At 59.4% G+C, this 16,812-nt stretch carries 12 protein-coding genes and 1 tRNA gene; 6 read left to right on the forward strand and 7 right to left on the reverse strand.

Annotated elements, in window-relative coordinates:
• The 4 genes from ALO80_RS15960 to ALO80_RS15975 all read right to left on the reverse strand — a co-directional run.
• Positions 1-564, reverse strand: a 564-nt coding sequence (locus ALO80_RS15960) for a nitrilase-related carbon-nitrogen hydrolase (protein WP_055009690.1), incomplete at its 3' end; no start/stop codon positions are given.
• Between the two features lie 15 nt (positions 565-579).
• Entirely contained in the window at positions 580-2,259 is a 1,680-nt protein-coding gene (locus tag ALO80_RS15965) for a flavin monoamine oxidase family protein (protein ID WP_055009691.1), read from the reverse strand.
• A gap of 151 nt (positions 2,260-2,410) precedes the next feature.
• Entirely contained in the window at positions 2,411-2,872 is a 462-nt protein-coding gene (locus tag ALO80_RS15970; protein WP_002555556.1) for an Lrp/AsnC family transcriptional regulator, read from the reverse strand.
• Between the two features lie 9 nt (positions 2,873-2,881).
• Complete coding sequence (locus ALO80_RS15975; RefSeq protein ID WP_054988196.1) at positions 2,882-3,949, reverse strand: FUSC family protein; 1,068 nt, start codon at positions 3,947-3,949, stop codon at positions 2,882-2,884.
• A 337-nt stretch (positions 3,950-4,286) separates the two neighbouring features.
• Between ALO80_RS15975 and ALO80_RS15985 the strand changes: the two genes are divergently transcribed.
• From ALO80_RS15985 to ALO80_RS16010, 6 genes are all read left to right on the forward strand, one after another.
• Positions 4,287-5,582, forward strand: coding sequence for a M20 family metallopeptidase (locus ALO80_RS15985; RefSeq protein WP_055009693.1), 1,296 nt, complete (start codon positions 4,287-4,289; stop codon positions 5,580-5,582).
• Between the two features lie 116 nt (positions 5,583-5,698).
• Complete coding sequence (locus ALO80_RS15990; RefSeq protein WP_055009694.1) at positions 5,699-6,202, forward strand: GNAT family N-acetyltransferase; 504 nt, start codon at positions 5,699-5,701, stop codon at positions 6,200-6,202.
• Positions 6,203-6,531: 329 nt separating this feature from the next.
• Positions 6,532-10,572 carry a Pls/PosA family non-ribosomal peptide synthetase gene (locus ALO80_RS15995; protein WP_055009695.1) on the forward strand — a complete coding sequence of 1,347 codons (4,041 nt, stop codon included), beginning with the start codon at positions 6,532-6,534 and terminating at the stop codon, positions 10,570-10,572.
• Positions 10,569-11,162, forward strand: a complete 594-nt coding sequence (locus ALO80_RS16000; RefSeq protein WP_055009696.1) for a 4'-phosphopantetheinyl transferase family protein — start codon at positions 10,569-10,571, stop codon at positions 11,160-11,162. The genes ALO80_RS15995 and ALO80_RS16000 overlap by 4 nt, the downstream gene beginning before the upstream one ends.
• Before the next feature lie 129 nt (positions 11,163-11,291).
• Entirely contained in the window at positions 11,292-12,128 is an 837-nt protein-coding gene (locus ALO80_RS16005; RefSeq protein WP_055009697.1) for an AraC family transcriptional regulator, read from the forward strand.
• Positions 12,129-12,177: 49 nt separating this feature from the next.
• Positions 12,178-12,753 (forward strand): LysE family translocator, encoded by a 576-nt coding sequence (locus ALO80_RS16010; protein ID WP_055009698.1) that lies wholly within the window; start codon positions 12,178-12,180, stop codon positions 12,751-12,753.
• 173 nt (positions 12,754-12,926) lie between these two features.
• Here ALO80_RS16010 and ALO80_RS16015 read toward each other — a convergent pair whose 3' ends face one another.
• The 3 genes from ALO80_RS16015 to ALO80_RS16025 all read right to left on the reverse strand — a co-directional run bounded on the left by ALO80_RS16015 (position 12,927) and on the right by ALO80_RS16025 (position 16,631).
• Positions 12,927-13,742 (reverse strand): formate/nitrite transporter family protein, encoded by an 816-nt coding sequence (locus tag ALO80_RS16015; protein ID WP_055009699.1) that lies wholly within the window; start codon positions 13,740-13,742, stop codon positions 12,927-12,929.
• A gap of 319 nt (positions 13,743-14,061) precedes the next feature.
• A tRNA-Ile gene (locus tag ALO80_RS16020) sits at positions 14,062-14,138 on the reverse strand.
• 15 nt (positions 14,139-14,153) lie between these two features.
• On the reverse strand, positions 14,154-16,631 hold the full coding sequence (locus ALO80_RS16025) for a bifunctional diguanylate cyclase/phosphodiesterase (RefSeq protein ID WP_055009700.1): 2,478 nt from the start codon (positions 16,629-16,631) through the stop codon (positions 14,154-14,156).
• Positions 16,632-16,812: the final 181 nt, after the last annotated feature.

The following is a 16,812-nucleotide window of genomic DNA, read 5'->3' on the forward strand; positions in this document are numbered from 1 at the left end:
TGCCCGTGCGCGCACGGTCACGTCACAGACAAAGTCGTAAGGCACCATGTTGGCAGTCGGAACCAGAATCAACTGTGCGCCCTGCAACGCCAGCCGACGGGTGTTCTCCGGGAACTCCACGTCGTAGCAAATCAGCAGGCCCAGGTGCCAGCCGTTCAATTCGACCACCGGGAAATGATCCCCGCCTGCCGCGAACATCGACTTGTCCAGCTCACTGAACAAATGCGTCTTGCGGTAGTTGGCCAGGCTGGTGCCGTGGCTGTCGAGCAGCTGCACCGCGTTGTAAACCTGTTGATCGGCACCGCGCTCCGGATAACCGTAAAGAATCGCAACGCCGCTGGCTTTTGCGATGGCGGCAATGCGCTTGGCTGCCGGGCCGTCCTGTGCCTGCGCCAGTTCACTGACTGCCCGAGCGCCGATGTTGTAGCCGCTCAGGAACATTTCCGGACAGATCAGCACCTGCACGCCTTGCTCTGCGGCAGCCTGGACCTGTTGTTCCAGGCGGTTGAGGTTGCCTGCGACATCCAGCGGCAACGGCGGGCATTGATACAGCGCAACGCGCATGGTGTTTTCCTTCTGTCAGTCGGCCAGTGCAATCGGGCCGATTTCATGGAATACGTCACCCGGTCCCGGGTTCTCGGCGTGAGTCTTGCCGCCGAAGTGGTTCATGATGCCCCACACGGCATTCAGTGACGTCTGCACAGCGCCTTCAACCCAGGCCGGCGTCCAGGACACATCGTCGCCTGCGATGAACATGCCGCGTTGTTCACTGGGCATATCCTGCTGCATGAAGTGTGCATACATGCGCTGGTTATAACGGTAATGGCCCGGCAGCGCACCCTTGAAGGCGCCCAGGAAGTGCGGATCGGCTTCCCATGAAACGGTGATCGGGTCGCCGATGATTCGTGCTGCGATGTCGACTTTCGGATAGATCTTCTTCAATGCGTCGAGCGCCAGCTTCACACGCTTCTCGACAGGCTGCGGCAACATCTTCAGCGCGTCGCTCATCCACGAGTAAGACAGGCAGATCACGCCAGGCTTGTCGTCGCCATTGTCGAACAGGTACGTACCACGGGTCAGACGGTCGGTGAGGGTCATGCTCATCAGATCGCGACCGGTTTCCGGATCCTTGTCTTTCCAGAATGGGCGGTCGACCATCACGAAGGTTTTTGAGGACTGCATGTAGCGGGTGCGATCCAGGGCCATCCACATCTTTTGCGAGAACAGCGACTCTTCGCACTCGATCTGGGTCGTCAGCAGCCAGCTCTGGCAGGTGGTCAGCACGGCGGCGTATTGCCGGGTATCGCCCCAGTTGTCAGTAACGGTAAAACTGCCATCCTCGGCACGTGCAATGCGCTTCACACCAGGACGCGGCGCGCCACGGTGCAAGGACGACAGGCTGGTGCCCTTGGGCCAGTGGGCGCAACGCTCGGGCACATGGCTCCACAAGCCGACCGGCACTTGCTGCACGCCGCCGACGATCAGGTGCTGGTGCTCGTCGCAGTTGGTCATCACTACACGAAAGATTTCCAGCATCGAGTTGGGAAAGTCGGAATCCCAGCCGCCGGTGCCGAAGCCCACCTGGCCAAACACCTCACGGTGATAGAAGGACAGTTTGGCAAAGGCCTTGGACGTCGCGACGAAGTCATAGAAGGTGCGGTCGTCCCACAGCGGCACCAGCCTGTTCCAGAGTTCTTTGAGGCGCGGCACATCGCGGTCGCGGATGGCCTGCTGGATGTCGCTGAACTGTGAGCCACTTTCCAGTGCGTCGGCCCAGGCGTCGGCAACTTCCTGAAACAGCGCCGGCAGATCGGAAAGCATCTGCGCGTAATAAGTGGTGCCTTCCAGATCGATGACCGTGCTGCCGGAAGCCGCGGTGAGCGGATTGGGAAAGGGTCTGGACTCAAGGCCCAGTTTGTCGACGTAATGAAAGAACGCAGTCGATGACACCGGAAAGCGCATGCCGCCCAGTTCGGCGACGATGCCTTTGGCACCTTCAAACTCTTGCGAGCGCAACCGGCCGCCCATCTTCGAGGCTTCGTACACCACCGGCCTGAGGCCCATCTTCATCAGTTCGTAGGCTGCCACGAGCCCGGCGATACCGGCACCGACAATCGCCACTTCCGCGCCGTGATGCTCGGCAGGAATGCTGCCCAGACCTTTCGGGTGTTCGATCCAGTCATCGAAAGCAAAGGGGAAGTCGGGGCCAAACAGGGTGATCGGCTTTTTGCCATTGGCGGGGTGACGGTTGTTCTTCATGACTGACCTTGAGGGGCAACGGCGAAAAACAACAGTCTAGAGAAGCGCAGGCACGTTAATAAGACGCAAAGTGTCGTCGATATGCCGTTTGTTCATGCTAAGTGACGAGTCTTCTGGTCGATGTGTGTTGCGTCGGCCAGATGTCGCTCGTTTATACCGGCTGCCCGCGGTCGATCTTGCTGCTGAGGATGATTGACGTGGTGGTCTTCTCTACGCCATCCACGCTGCCAATCAGGTCCAGCAACTGATCCAGTTGTTCGGGGGAGTCGGTGCGCAGCCACGCGACATAATCAAATTCGCCACTGACCGCGCACAACTGCTGCACCTGCGCCATGGCACTGAGCCGGCGCAGCACTTCCTTGCCTGAGCGTGGCTGGACAGTAATGCCGACATACGCTTGCAGCCCGCCACTGACCACGCGCTGGCCGAGACGCACGCCATAGCCGGTAATCACCTTGCTGCTTTCAAGACGTGCCAGGCGCGAGGTGACGGTGGTGCGGGCGATGCCTAGCTGGCGGGCCAGCATGGCAACGCTTTCGCGTGCATTGATTTGCAGCGCGGCGATCAGCTGGCGATCAATTTCGTCCAGGACGGGAGGGCGGGTATCGGGCACGGCAGTTCCTTAAAACTTCCAGCGTTTGGCGGTCTTGGCCAGGCGGGCCTGCAGCCCGTCCAGGTTCTGTGCCAGCTGTTGAGTCATCAAGTGATAGCCCATCAGTTCGGCTGGAATGACCGGCTGGGCGGGCGCGCTGTCCGATGTGCGGATCAGGCGCTCGGTTGCGCCGGTTTGCAGCGCACGAGCCATGCCGATCAACTGGCGACGGATCTGCCGGTAATCGCCATCCAGCGAAGCCTTCAACGACTCGCCCGCCACCTTGTCCAGGTCGGCAGGGCGGATATTGGCAAGAATTTCCAGGGTGCTCAGGCACATGCGGAAATGGCCCTGGATGGCGTCCAGCTCGACCATGGACATCTTCACTTCCTTGGAAACCGACGGCAGCAGCGAGCGCAATTGCAGCATCGTGGCGTTGAGCCGCGCAGTCAGCTTGAGGTGCTCGTCAGCCGTTACCGGCTGGCCTTGCACAATGCGTCCGTACACTTTGGCGCAGTCACGCAGGCCGCTGGCCAGGTTGTAACGCCAGGAGAACACCGCATACAGCGGCAGTGCGAAGGAGAAGGCCAGCGCCAGCGCGATGCCGATCAGAATATCGACAGTGCGCCACAGCCCGTCACTGATCGGGTTGTAGCCATGACCGGCCACGATGAACAGGGTGATCGCCGACAGCAGCGCGGTGTAACCCCCTTTGCCGATAGCGTGATAAGCAAAAAAGCCGCACATCACCGACATCATTGCGTAGGTCAGCAGCGGCATTTCCAGATAGCCCTGCTGGACTACCACAATCAGGCCAAGACCGGCCCCGATCAATGTTCCATAAGCGCGCTCGACCGACTTCTTGCCGATATTGCCGTGATGCTGCAAGCCGCCGATGACGATCAGCATTGTCACCGACGCCCATTCGCCATGCGGCAGATTGAGGCCCGTGGTCAACAGAATGGTCACCAGCAAGCCCACCGCAATCCGCGCCGCGTGGATCAGCCGCGCATGCCGATAACGGCGATACGGGTCCAGCAAGGGACGCAGAACAGGGCGAAGCCAGGAGGGTATGAAAGCAGAGCGCGAATTCGTCATGCGTTAAGAGACCGCGAGGGTAGGGAAGAGATTCCCTGATTGGATGATGGCCGGTCTCAGTAAGCCACATTTCCGCATCAGATGGGTGGGGTATGTTGCCGGCCCCCTTCGGATGTCCATTGCCTGCTCGATCCTGTCAGGCTGCGAAAGTTGGCCGCCTGCCGCGCTCAATGACCGCTCGTCTGCCTTCACAGTGGTTCACTTGCCGGTGCAATGGAACCGTAACAGCCTTGCCAACACTTATGACGGCACAGCATGGCTCCTTGTGGGCAATCTGATGAGGATTCCAGGCGCAATGGCCCGGTAATCATTAATGGCCAAGCGGAGTTTATCTGTCATGAAAAAAAGTATTTCCCTGCTCTCGACGCTGTTTTTCTGCCATGGCGCATTGGCGGGAACGATGCTTGATGAACAGAGCATTACTTCGTACGTCGACACTCACAGTGCCGAGCAGGTCGCGCTGCTCGAGAAGCTGGTGAACATCAACAGCGGCACGGATAACGTCGAAGGTGTCGTCAAGGTCGGCGATCTATTGAAGCCTGAGTTCGAGGCATTGGGCTTCGACACCCGCTGGCACGAGCTGCCGGCAGGAATGAACCACGCCGGCAGCCTTGTCGCCGTGCACGACGGCAACAAGTCTGCGAAACGGATTCTGTTGATCGGCCATCTGGACACAGTGTTTCCAGCCACCAGCAAGTTTCAGGAATTTACCTTGATCGATGGCGGCAAAAAAGCCAAAGGTCCCGGAGTGATCGACGACAAGGGTGGTCTGGTGACCCTGCTGTCCGCCTTGCAGGCGCTCAAGCACAGCGGCTCATTGCAGGACATGAATATCTCTGTGGTGCTGGTTGGCGACGAGGAGCTTGCGGCCAAGCCGACCGAGATCTCCAGGGAATGGCTGATTGCCGAAGCGAAAAGAAGTGATGTAGCGCTGGGGTTCGAATTCGCCTTGTCACCCAATCAATTGATCACTGAGCGCAGGGGATTGAGCGAATGGTTTTTGACCAGTACCGGCATAGACAAACACTCAGCGACTATTTTTCAGCCGGAGAGCGGTTTCGGTGCGGTGTACGAGTCGGCGCGAGTGCTTGACGAGATTCGCTCGAAACTCTCCGGCGAGCAGGGCCTGACAATCAACCCCGGGCTGATTCTGGGAGGCGCCACGGCTCAGGAAGATGTGGCCAGCGGCCAGGGCACTGCTTCCGGAAGAAAAACCACAATTGCCAGAATAGCGTCCGTGCACGGCGATTTGCGCTTCAGCAGTGAAGAACAGCGCAGTTCCGCCGAAGCACGCCTGCAGGAAATAGCCAGCCACTCGTTGCCACAGACCCACAGCGATTTGAAGATCAAGGCAATCATGCCGGTCATGGCTGATCGCGAAAGCAATCGTGAACTTCTCCAGGCCTACAGCAAGATCAGCCAGGACCTTGATGGACCTGCGCTGGAGTCGGCTCCGTCTGCAGAACGAGGCGGTGCTGACATTTCCTATGTGAACAAATATGTTACGGCGAGCCTGGACGGTCTTGGTGCCTGGGGGCAGGGGGCTCACAGCGAGAATGAGACCATCGATCTGGCTTCCTTGCCCGTGGTGACCAAGCGGGCGGCTCTCTTCATCAGCCGCTATGGCAAATAGCTGTTCTGCGGCCGGGCGCTGAGGCCCTGCTGATCTGAACAGCACAGGGACGGCTGCACCACTTGATGTCTGCTGCCGTCCTTACCTGCATGTCGAGCAGCAAGGGAGAAAAACAGATGGAATTTTACCTTCGGCTGTCGCAAGACAACGATCTGGATCAGTTGCAGCGTCTTTCTGTGCGGGCTCGTCACCGGTACACCTCCATTGCCTCTCTTGCCCATGTCGCCGAAAGCCCTCCGCTGGGCGCGGACAGATTCGAAGCCTGTCGGGTTATGGTTGCCGTCGACAGGCACAGCAAAGAGGTCATCGGTTTCGCCGCCATGCGTCCGCTGGATGATGACGTGTACCTGGACAATATCTCGGTCGAGCCGGGTGTTTCAGGCCAGGGTGTTGGAAAAATCCTGCTGTCTTCTGTCGCGGCGTATGCGCATTCCCTTCAGCGGAAAGCGATAAGCCTGACGACGTTTCGCGAACCACGCTGGAATGGCCCATGGTTTCGGCAACAGGGCTTTTACCCGATGCCGACGGATCGTATCGGCGATGGGCTGATAAGCGTCATCCAGCGCCAGTCGCAGTCTTTCAACCCTGAGACGCGTGAGACCTTGTGGCGTCTGCTGTAGCCCCGCGCCCGTATCTGTCTGCAGTGCAGTAATCCATTTCAGCAAGCTGTGCCTTCCTCATAGCGCCGCAGGGTCGACACATCAGCACCCTGTGGGCCATCCGCCACCTTCGTTTTGTTGTTCAAGATTCGTACAGCCAGCGTTTGCCATATTCGCCTTGCCAGCCTGTTCTTTCGCCCTGATGAGAGCTGCAGTGTTCCGGCCGAAATGTATCAAAGCAGACACATTTCCGACACCTGACGTCCACAACGTGCAGGCCATTCGCTGACGCACCGGCTATTCACCAAAAAACTCAGGCACCTCCTTCAGACGAGCTAATACCTGCTGCCATGAATAACCTGAACCTGCTGCAGACCTGCCAGAACGATCAATTGGCGGACGTGATTTACGGACCTGTTCAACCTGAACTGCTGCGTGAGGAAGTGCTGGCCGATCTGCTGGAAGCCAGCGCCCAGCGAGATCCGCAGCAAGTGGCGCTGATCTTCGGCGAGCGCCGGATCAGTTATGGGGAGCTGAATGGGCAGGCCGATCAGGTGGCGTCTGCGCTGATCAAGGCAGGCGTGCGGCCGGGGCACATTGTCGGTCTGTGGTTGCCGCGCGGTATTGAGCTTCTGGTGATGCAGGCCGGTATCGCCAAGGCGGGGGCCGCCTGGTTGCCTCTGGATCAGGATACGCCGGTGGAGCGCCTGCAGGTCTGTCTGGAAGATGCCAGCGCAATAGGGCTGGTGTCCTGCAATGCGCTGAGCCCGGTATTGGCCGATACCGGGATGACGGTGTGGACTGCCGAACAATTGCTGGCGCAGACCGATGTAACGTTGGTGCGGCGCAGAGGGGTACTGCCCGATCATCCTGCCTATGTGATCTATACCTCGGGTTCAACCGGCAAGCCCAAGGGCATTCTGATTTCCCAGCGCAGCATCTGTCATTTTCTGCGCAGCGAAAACGCGATACTGGGTGTCCGGTCCAGCGACCGGGTTTACCAGGGCTTTTCCGTGGCGTTCGATATGTCGTTCGAGGAAATCTGGATTGCCTATCTGGTGGGCGCGACGCTGTGGATAGGCCCGAAGGAAACCAGTGGCGATCCCGAAACCCTGTCGCGCCTGCTGAACGAGCAGCGCATCAGCGTGTTGCATGCGGTGCCCACCTTGCTGGCGCTGTTCAGCGAAGACGTGCCAAGCCTGCGCCTGATCAATCTGGGCGGCGAGATGTGTCCTGAATCGCTGGTCGAACGCTGGGCAACGCCGAACCGGCAAATGTTCAACACATACGGGCCTACCGAAGCCACCGTGTCGGCGAGTCTGGCGCGGTTATCGCGTGGTCGTGCGGTCTCGATCGGTACGCCGTTACCCAATTACGGGCTGTTGGTGATCGCCAGCGACCCGGCGGTCGGCAGCAGCCTGGCACCCAGCCTGCTGCCCCATGGCGAAGTCGGCGAACTGTGCATCATCGGCCCCGGTCTGGCTGAAGGCTATCTGGGGCGGCCAGACCTGACTGAAGAGAAATTTCTGCCCAATCCCTGGTCGACCGGCTACCACGACGCGCGCCTGTACCGCACCGGCGACCTTGCCCGGATCGACGATGAAGGGCAGGTGCAATGCCTCGGACGAGCCGACGATCAGGTAAAAATTCGTGGCTTTCGTGTCGAACTGGGCGAGATCGAAGCGCTGTTGGCGCAACAACCCGGCGTAGGCACCGTCGCCGTCCTGTTGCGCAATGAGCATGGTGTTGATCAGTTGATTGCGTACCTGGTGTGCGACACGTCGATGCCTTCCACATTCACGAGCCAGTTGCGCAAGGTATTGCAGGCGCAGTTGCCGCCGTACATGGTGCCGGGACACTTCGAGCTGCTCGATAGCATGCCGCGTCTCACGTCCGGCAAGATCGACCGCAAAGCGCTCAAGGCCCGCGAGTTGACGGTCAATGCCAAGGCAGCCGACGCAGAGTCCGATGTGCCTGAAACTGAAGGTGAGGTTGCATTGTTTGCGGCGTTGACCACGCTCTTTCCTGGTATCCCGGTCCGCCGTGATGCGGACTTTTTCACCGATCTGGGTGGGCATTCCTTCTTTGCGGCACGTTTGGCCACGGCCCTGCGTGCCAACCCTCGCTTTGCTCAAATCACAGTGAGCGACATTTACCAGCAGCGGCGTATCGGCGCGATTGCCGATGTGCTCGATCAGGCACCGCAGGAAATGGCTGCCCCGGTGGACTGGACGCCTCCGTCAGCGTGGCGTCGCTGGCGCTGCGGTGTGGTTCAGGCGCTGGCATTGCCGGTCATGGTCAGCCTGCGAATGACTCAGTGGCTTGCACCGTTCTTTACGTATCACCTGCTGACCGGCTCGCCTGACGACTCTGTAGCATTGGCGACGCTTGCGTCGATCTCGGTGTTTCTGATTGCCACCGTTCTACAGTTTTTTATTGCGCTGGCGGGCAAATGGCTGATCGCGGGACGTCTGAAGCCTGGAATATATCCATTGTGGGGCGTCACCTACTTTCGCTGGTGGGCTGCCGACCGCATGGTCGAGTCGGCACCCACCTACCTGCTGAGCGGTTCTTCGCTCTATCCCGTGTGGTTGCGAGCGCTGGGCGCAAAGATCGGGCAGGAGGTGATTATCGGTGGGGCCTCAGTGCGTGCCCATGATCTGCTGGAGATCTGTGACGGGGTCAGCGTCGGCAACGGCGTCAGCTTCGAGAACGCACGTGTCGAGCGCGGCCAGTTGCATCTGGGACGTATCGCCTTGCAGGACAATGCCTGTGTGGGTTCTTACGTGATCATGGAAGGCAATACCGCGATAGGCCCGTGGGGGCATCTGGAAGCACAATCGGCCCTGGCCGACGGTCGGGAGGTTCCCGCAGGGCGTGTCTGGCAGGGCTCGCCAGCGCATGATACCGGCGCGTTTGACACACTTGCCCAGCCTGCGAGGCCCCTGACAAGCCCTGCGCGTCTGCGTGCAGAAAAACTGTTCTTCGCCTTCGGTATTCTGCTGGTCGCGACGCTGTTCTTCATTCCGGTCTTCCCGACCTTTTTCCTGATCGACTGGTTCGACACCCGGCAGGTGTTGCCATGGTTTCAGGGCAGTGGCGCGGCAGGGCAGCTTGCTCGCTATTTCATACTCGCGTTCCCGGCCAGCGCGGTGCTGATTGTCGCGACCGTTCTGGCATCTGCGGCGTTGCGCTGGATTGTCTTCCCACGCCTCGAACCCGGCCGCTATGCGGTGCACAGTACTACCTACTGTGCCAAGTGGCTGATCAGTCAGATCCAGGAGGCCAGCCTCAATGTGCTGTCCGGCATCTACGCCACGGTCTACTCGCCCTTCTGGTATCGACTGCTGGGCGCAAAAGTAGGGCGCGATGCCGAGATTTCCAGCGCCCAGGGCGTCATCCCCGACATGCTGACCCTGGGCGATGAAACCTTTATCGCCGATGCAGTGATGCTGGGCGATGAGCACATCGATGGCGGCTGGATGACCATGCGCCCCACCGTTGTCTCCCATCGCAGCTTTGTCGGTAACGGCGGTTACATTTCAGACGGTGCGGTACTGCCTGAAAACGTCCTGATCGGTGTGCACTCCTGCGCGCCGCCCAACACCAGGATGGCCGATGGTGATACCTGGCTGGGCTCGCCGCCGATACACCTGCCTGCCCGCGAGCAGGTGAGCGGTGCTCCCGAATCCCTGACATTCAAGCCATCACCCCTGCGTCGGCTGGCCCGAGGTCTGGTCGAAGGTGTGCGCATCGTCACCCCGCACGCCGTGGTGATCGCCGTCGGTTACACCGTGATGCTTGACCTGATGCCACTCGCCGACCAAGAGCGCTGGGGTGCCGTGCTGGTCTACCTTGCCATGATCGGTCTGGCGTACAGCGTGGGTAACTTTCTGCTGATCGCGGCCCTGAAGTGGCTGGTGATGGGCCGTTATCGCAAACGTGCAGACCCGATGTGGACACCTTTCGTGTGGCTCTCGGAAGGCATCACCAGCCTCTATGAAGGCATGGCCGCGCCAAACTTCATGCGTTACCTGCGCGGTACTCCGTGGTTACCGCTGGCCTTCAACCTGCTCGGCTGCAAGATCGGTCGAGGGGTTTACATGGACACAACCGACATCACTGAATTCGATTGCGTCAGCATCGGCGCGGACAGCGAACTGAACGCCGGTGCCTGTCCGCAAACACACCTGTTCGAAGACCGGGTGATGAAAATCGACCACGTGACCATCGGCGAACGCGTGTACATGGGACCACGCAGCGCCGTGCTCTACAGCGCCGTAGTCGGCAATGACGCACACCTCGGCGCACTGACGCTGGTGATGAAGGGCGAACACATTCCCGCCTATAGTCGCTGGGCCGGTTGTCCGGCGGCACCTGACAAGGGATGAGCGCAGGGGCTAGCTGGGCATTCGACGAAGATGGCCAGCTTGCTCCCCCAAAGCCTTTACCGCATGACGGCGTACTGTTGATCAGTTGCACGATTACCGCTGGCACTGGCAGAAACGAGGCCAGAGATCGCATCAGAGCGTGCGTGTGCAAAGCCCTGAGCCAATGGCTCGGGTTGCTGCCTGGCGCAATCACGTTCATCAGCACGCCAGGCACTGCACCGCGGTTAATGGTCGACGGGCTCCCGGAACCCGGGTTTTCCATCAGTCACGAAGCCGGATTGTCTCTGGCTGCCGTCAACCTTCGCGGGGCAGTGGGGGTTGATGTGATGCGGGTTCAGGATGTGCCGGACTGGCATGCTGTTGCGCAGGATTATCTGGGGGCGGATGTTGCTGCCGGATTAGCGCGCGTGCCGGGGTCGATGCGTCCGGTTGCTTTTGCCAGAGCATGGTGTGAGCGCGAAGCGTGTCTGAAATTGCACGGGGTAGGGCTTGGGGAATGGGGGCAGGTGAAGTGTCTGGAGGGAGTGAAGGTCGAGGTCGGATTGGGGGAGGGATTGGTTGGCGTGATGGCTTTGCATGCACGGGGCTAGTCAGGGCCGGGGCCTTGAGTCTTTATGGATCTACCGAGCGGTGTGAGTGTTTGGCGACATGCACGAATGTTCTAGACTCGCCCCCTGACGTCAGCGATAACCAGTCGCTTTCATCGATTCAGGTGTTTTATGCCGTCCAGCCACTGGATAGACCTCGCTCGCGACCTTGATACAGGCATCGAGACCTTGCACGCGCACTTTCAGGGGCATGCCTATGATCCCCATTGGCATGACAGTTATCTGGTGGGCGTTACCCGGCAAGGTGTGCAGCAGTTCAATTGCCGCCGTCAGCGCCATGCCAGTACGCCCGGGCAGGTGCTCACGCTGGAGCCAGGGGAAATCCATGATGGCGATGCCCCGTGCGCCGATGGGTTCACCTATCAGATGCTGTATCTGGACCCGCAGTGGCTAAGCCGTGAACTCAGTGGGTTGTCCGAACAGGCTCCCGACAAGCATCTGCCTTCTTTCGCCAACACCCTGCAAACCGAATCACGGCTGGCTCACGCGGTCACGTTCGCTTTCACGGCGCTGCACCAAAAAGAGCTACGCATCGTTCGTCAAAGCGCGTTGGATGAATTACTGGCGCAGCTCATTGATCGGGTGCAATGGCGACGTATGAACGATCACGATCCGCGCTTGCCGCAGGTAGCCTTGCGGGCGCGGGATTATCTGCACGCGCATCTGCATCAGGACGTGGGCTTGAGCGAATTGGCAGTTGTCTGTGGCGTCGACCGCTTTCGCCTGACGCGGGCGTTCAAGGCCGCCTTCGGCCTACCGCCTCATGCCTATCTGGTACAACTGCGCCTGGCCAAGGCCCGACGAATGCTGGCAGCCGGGAGCTGGCCAGCTCAGGTAGCCAGCGACCTGGGCTTCGCTGACCAAAGCCATTTGGGCCGCTGGTTCATGCGCGCCTATGGGCTGAGCCCTGCGGCCTATCGCATGCGCTGCTCAAACCTTCCAGACTGATCCCTGTGCGTGTCGCAGTATGGGCTTTTTCAGCCCTGGATTGCCGATCATGCTGCCTTTCATTCTGTTCGCCTTCGTCGCCTCGATCACTCCTGGCCCCACTAATATCCTGGTATTAAGCAACAGTGCCCGCTTTGGCTGGCGCGCCGTCGTGTCGTTGATTCTGGGAGCCTGCACCGGCGCTGCACTGTTGGTGTTGCTCGTCGGCATGGGTGTCGGCCACTCATTACTCGAGATCCCCAATGCCCAGCGCGTCATGGCGTGGATTGGCGTGCTGTGGTTGACCTGGCTGGCCTGGAAGATAGGTGTCAGCCCGACCGACTCAATCGAGCGGCAAAAGAGCCTGCCCATGGGCTTTATCGGCGGCGCAGCGCTGCAAGTAGTAAATCCCAAGACCTGGGTCATGGCGCTGGCGGTAGTCAGTGTGTTCAGCCAGCGCAACCCGGTGCTGCACCTGGCGCTGGTGTTCTTTCTGATTTCGTTGCCCTGCATCGGCGTCTGGGCGCTGATGGGCTCGGCCTCTACACGCTGGCTCACATCGCCTTGGCGAGTGCAGCGGATGAATCGAGTTCTGGCGATTTTATTGCTGCTGGCCGCATGGATAGGTTTTATGGACAGTGTGTGAAGTGGGGGGCTTCAGTAAGCGCAGGCTGGCATGCGACGAGTCGGTTTCATTTCAAAAGGTAGTCTTGTCGAGCCACTCAACTATTTTCTTGTGACGTGAGTTCTGCTCTTCAACTTGCTGGTTTGCTCTGCGGTCGTCATTGCTTTTCACCGCAGAGCCTGTATGACGTCAGATTATTCCGTTGTTTGCGCGCCGCTGCTCCTGGACAGCTCAGCAGCTCGGGTTGCCGTATTGGAAAAGGCCAAATGATAGGCCAGACCGACGAACACCGCGCCGCCCACCGCGTTACCCAAGAATACCGGAACGAAATTGTCGCCGAACTGCGCCCAGCTCAACGCGCCGGCAAAGATCGCCGCAGGTATGACGAACATGTTGGCGACGATGTGCTGAAAGCCGATCGCAACGAAGGCCATCACCGGAAACCACATGCCGACCACTTTACCGATCACGTCCTTGTTCGCGTAGCTGAGCCACACCGCTAGGCACACCAGCCAATTGCAACCAATCCCTGAGATGAAGGCCTGTTCGAAGCTGGCCCCCACCTTGGCATTGGCGATGGCCACGGTCTTGGCCATGAAGGGGCCTTCAGTCAGGCCCACCAGATGGCCGAAACAATAGGCGACAAACAGCGCGCCGATCAGGTTGGCCAGCGTCACCAGCAGCCAGTTGCGCACCAACTGACCCAAGCCGATACGCCCGGCGAACAGCGCCATGGGCAGGCTCATCATGTTGCCAGTCAGCAACTCGCCGCCAGCCAGCACCACCAGAATCAGCCCGACCGGAAACACCACAGCGCCAAGCAGATTGCCCAGCGAAGCCCACTCGTGGGGGATCATGGTGCTGACATGAATATCGAGAAGAAACCCGAGGGCAATGAAAGCCCCTGCCAGAAAGCCCAGAATCATCAACGATGACAAGCTCAAGTGGGCCTTCTTGACACCGCTTTCGACGGCAATTTCAGTGATTTGCTGCGGGGTGTTCAAAGACATGGCGGGCTCGTGCGGGGTCGTGGGCTGAGCATGGGGACTAAAAGCTCAAGCGGTGCGCGCATCTGTCGCACCGGGCCGTGACGTTACGGAATGTTTCGGAAGATGGCCAATCGGATGTTTTGATCGGGTGATTGAAAGGGTCGATGACGAGGGGTGATGCTGTGGGGGTTGGGCTTATGGTGCGGTTGGTAGGTTTCGTCTTGTGTGCGGCGATGGACTGCTTTTTGGAGGGGTTACGAGGTTCTTTTGTAGATGCCGGATACGCAGCAAATTGAATCGATTAGAAACGCGAAAGCCGCGCAGTGCGCGGCTTTGAGTATGGTGGGCCCACACGGACTCGAACCGTGGACCAAAGGATTATGAGTCCTCTGCTCTAACCAACTGAGCTATGGGCCCTCAGTAGGTCGCGGATTATAACGGCGGTTTCGCGGCTGTGCTATCCGAAACGTCCGAAAGATTCATAAGAAGAAATCTTTCGCTGAATTCATCGGGTTGAAGGGGCAGGCTGATGATGTAGCCCTGTATCTGTTCGCAGCCCTCGCTGGTCAGGAATTGCTGCTGTTCGCTGTTCTCGACGCCTTCGGCGATCACGGTGAGTTGCATACTGCGTCCCAGCGCGATGATGGCGCGGACAATGGCGGCGTCGTGGGTGTCTTCGGGTAAGCCGCGAATGAAGGACTGATCGATCTTGAGGATGTCCAGCGGCAGGCGTTTGAGGTAGCTCAGTGACGAATAGCCGGTGCCGAAGTCGTCGATGGCCAGTTGTACGCCCAGTGTCTTGAGTTTGTGCAGCACGGCCAGCGCTTCCTGGGTCTGGCTCATGATGAAGTGTTCGGTGATTTCCAGTTGCAGGCAGCTTGGCTCCAGGCCGTTGTCAGCCAACAGTTGCTCGATGCGTTCGACCAGATTCGTCTGGCGCAACTGGGCGCCTGCCAGGTTCACTGACAGTGGGCCGAACGGCTGGCGGGTTTTGCGCCATTCGCCCATCTGGCGGCAGGCTTGCTCCAGCACCCAGTCGCCGATCTGCAGGATCATGCCGTTTTCTTCCGCCAGCGGGATGAAGTGTTCGGGCGGCACTTCGCCAAAGGTCGGGTGGCTCCAGCGGATCAGCGCTTCTGCGCCCACCAGTGTGTGGGTCAGGAGACTGATTTTGGGCTGGTACGCCAAGGCAAGCTGATTGTGGTCAAGCGCTCTTCTCAACTCTTGTTCGAGGGCAATGCGTTCGCTGGCCTGGGTGGTCAAATCGTGGGTATAGCTTTCTACCCGGTTACGGCCCTTGGCCTTGGAGCGGTACATCGCGGCGTCGGCATTTTTTACCAGCGTGGCCACGTCATTCCCGTCGGTAGGGAACACGCAGCTACCGATGCTCGGGCTGATGTAGAGCTCATGTTCGCCAGCCTCGAACGGGGTGTTGAAGCAGGCCAGCAGTTTGTTGGCGATGCTCTGTGCGTCGCTGGGTTGCAGCAGGCCGGGCAGCAGAACGATGAACTCGTCGCCGCCAAGGCGTGCGACGGTGTCGACATCACGCAGTGTCTCCTTGAGCCGGTGTGCAATGCCCTTGAGCAGCAGATCGCCGACCGGATGGCCCAGGCTGTCGTTGATGTGCTTGAAGCGATCCAGATCGAGAAACAGCACCGCGCCGAGGCTGCCGGATTCTTCACTGTGCAGTAATGCCGATTGAAGGCGACTCTCGAACAGGGTTCGGTTGGGCAGGCCGGTGAGCGGGTCGTGGTGGGCTTGATAGTCGAGGCGCGCCTGAGCGTGTTTAAGGCTGGAAATGTCGGCGAAGACGGCGACGAAGTGGGTGGTGCGGTTGGCTTTGTTACGCACTGCATTGATCGTCAGCCAGCTTGGGTAAAGTTCGCCGTCCTTGCGCCGATTGCTGATCTCGCCCTGCCAGTGACCTTCGGCTGCAAGCTGATGCCACATCGAGGCATAGAACGCGCTGTCGTGCTGGCCCGAGGCAAGCAGGCGGGGCGTCTGGCCAATGGCCTCGGCCTCGCTGTAGCCGGTGATCTCAGTGAAGGCTCGGTTGACGGCATTGATGCGCTGGTCAGTGTCGGTGATGAGCACGCCCTCGGCGGTGCTCTCGAAAACCGTTGCGGCCAGGTGCAGTTTTTCCTGCATTTGCCTGCTTTCGGTTATATCCCGTGCAATTGTCAGCAGGCAGTCGTCGCCAGTGATGACGAGCGGCTGGGACGACAGTTCGCACAGCCTGATACTGCCGTCGGCGTTACGAAGCCTGGCCTTGAAGTCGCGGACGGAGCCGTGCCGCTTCAGTTGCTCAATAAGCCTGGAGCGTTCGCTTAGATCTACCCAGATGCCCAGGTCGAATGTCGAGTGCTCCAGGCAGTGCTGTTCGCTATAGCCCGTGATGCGGCAGAACCCTTCATTGACCTCCAGAAGCATGCCGTCCTGTTGACGGGTGATCGCCAGGCCGTCAGGCGAGGCATGAAACGCTTTGGCGAATTTCTCTTCGGAAAGCTGCAGTTGCTTCTGGGCCTGTTTGAGCTGGGTGATGTCACGCACGATCACCAGAACGGCTGGCGTAGGGCTTTGCTCGAAAGGCTGGGCGGACATAAGTCCGGAAAAGGTTTCTCCGTTCTTGCGCCGAAAAGGAATTTCCAGATTGTGGATATTGCCGGTCTGCAATTGCTGCAGGACTTTCGGGCCTATGCCCGGCACCGCCCACAGGTTCAGCTCAGTGGGCGTCTTCCCGATAACGTCGTCAAGTGCGAGCCCGGTCCGCTCAACGAACGCCTCGTTGGCATCCATAATGTGCCCGTCGGCAAGGCTGGCGATAATCATGGCATCCGGGCACTGGGCAAAGACCGAGGCGAATTTGCCCTCGGACAGGCATGACGCTTCCCGATCATTGGTGTCGATCATTGCTCCACGCATATGCGGCGTACGTCCGTGTCTGGCTATCGCTGATGATATTGTGGCGCGGCCTCGTAACGATCATTGATCCAAGGCTTGACCCGAAAAGCGCTTGTGTCCGATGTGATACTTAGTTGTAGGTCAATTCGTCCGAGCCTGCAATTAGACCGACGTCTGACAACTGTTTGAT

This window comes from Pseudomonas caricapapayae, from assembly GCF_001400735.1.
GTDB classification, from domain to species: Bacteria; Pseudomonadota; Gammaproteobacteria; order Pseudomonadales; family Pseudomonadaceae; genus Aquipseudomonas; species Aquipseudomonas caricapapayae.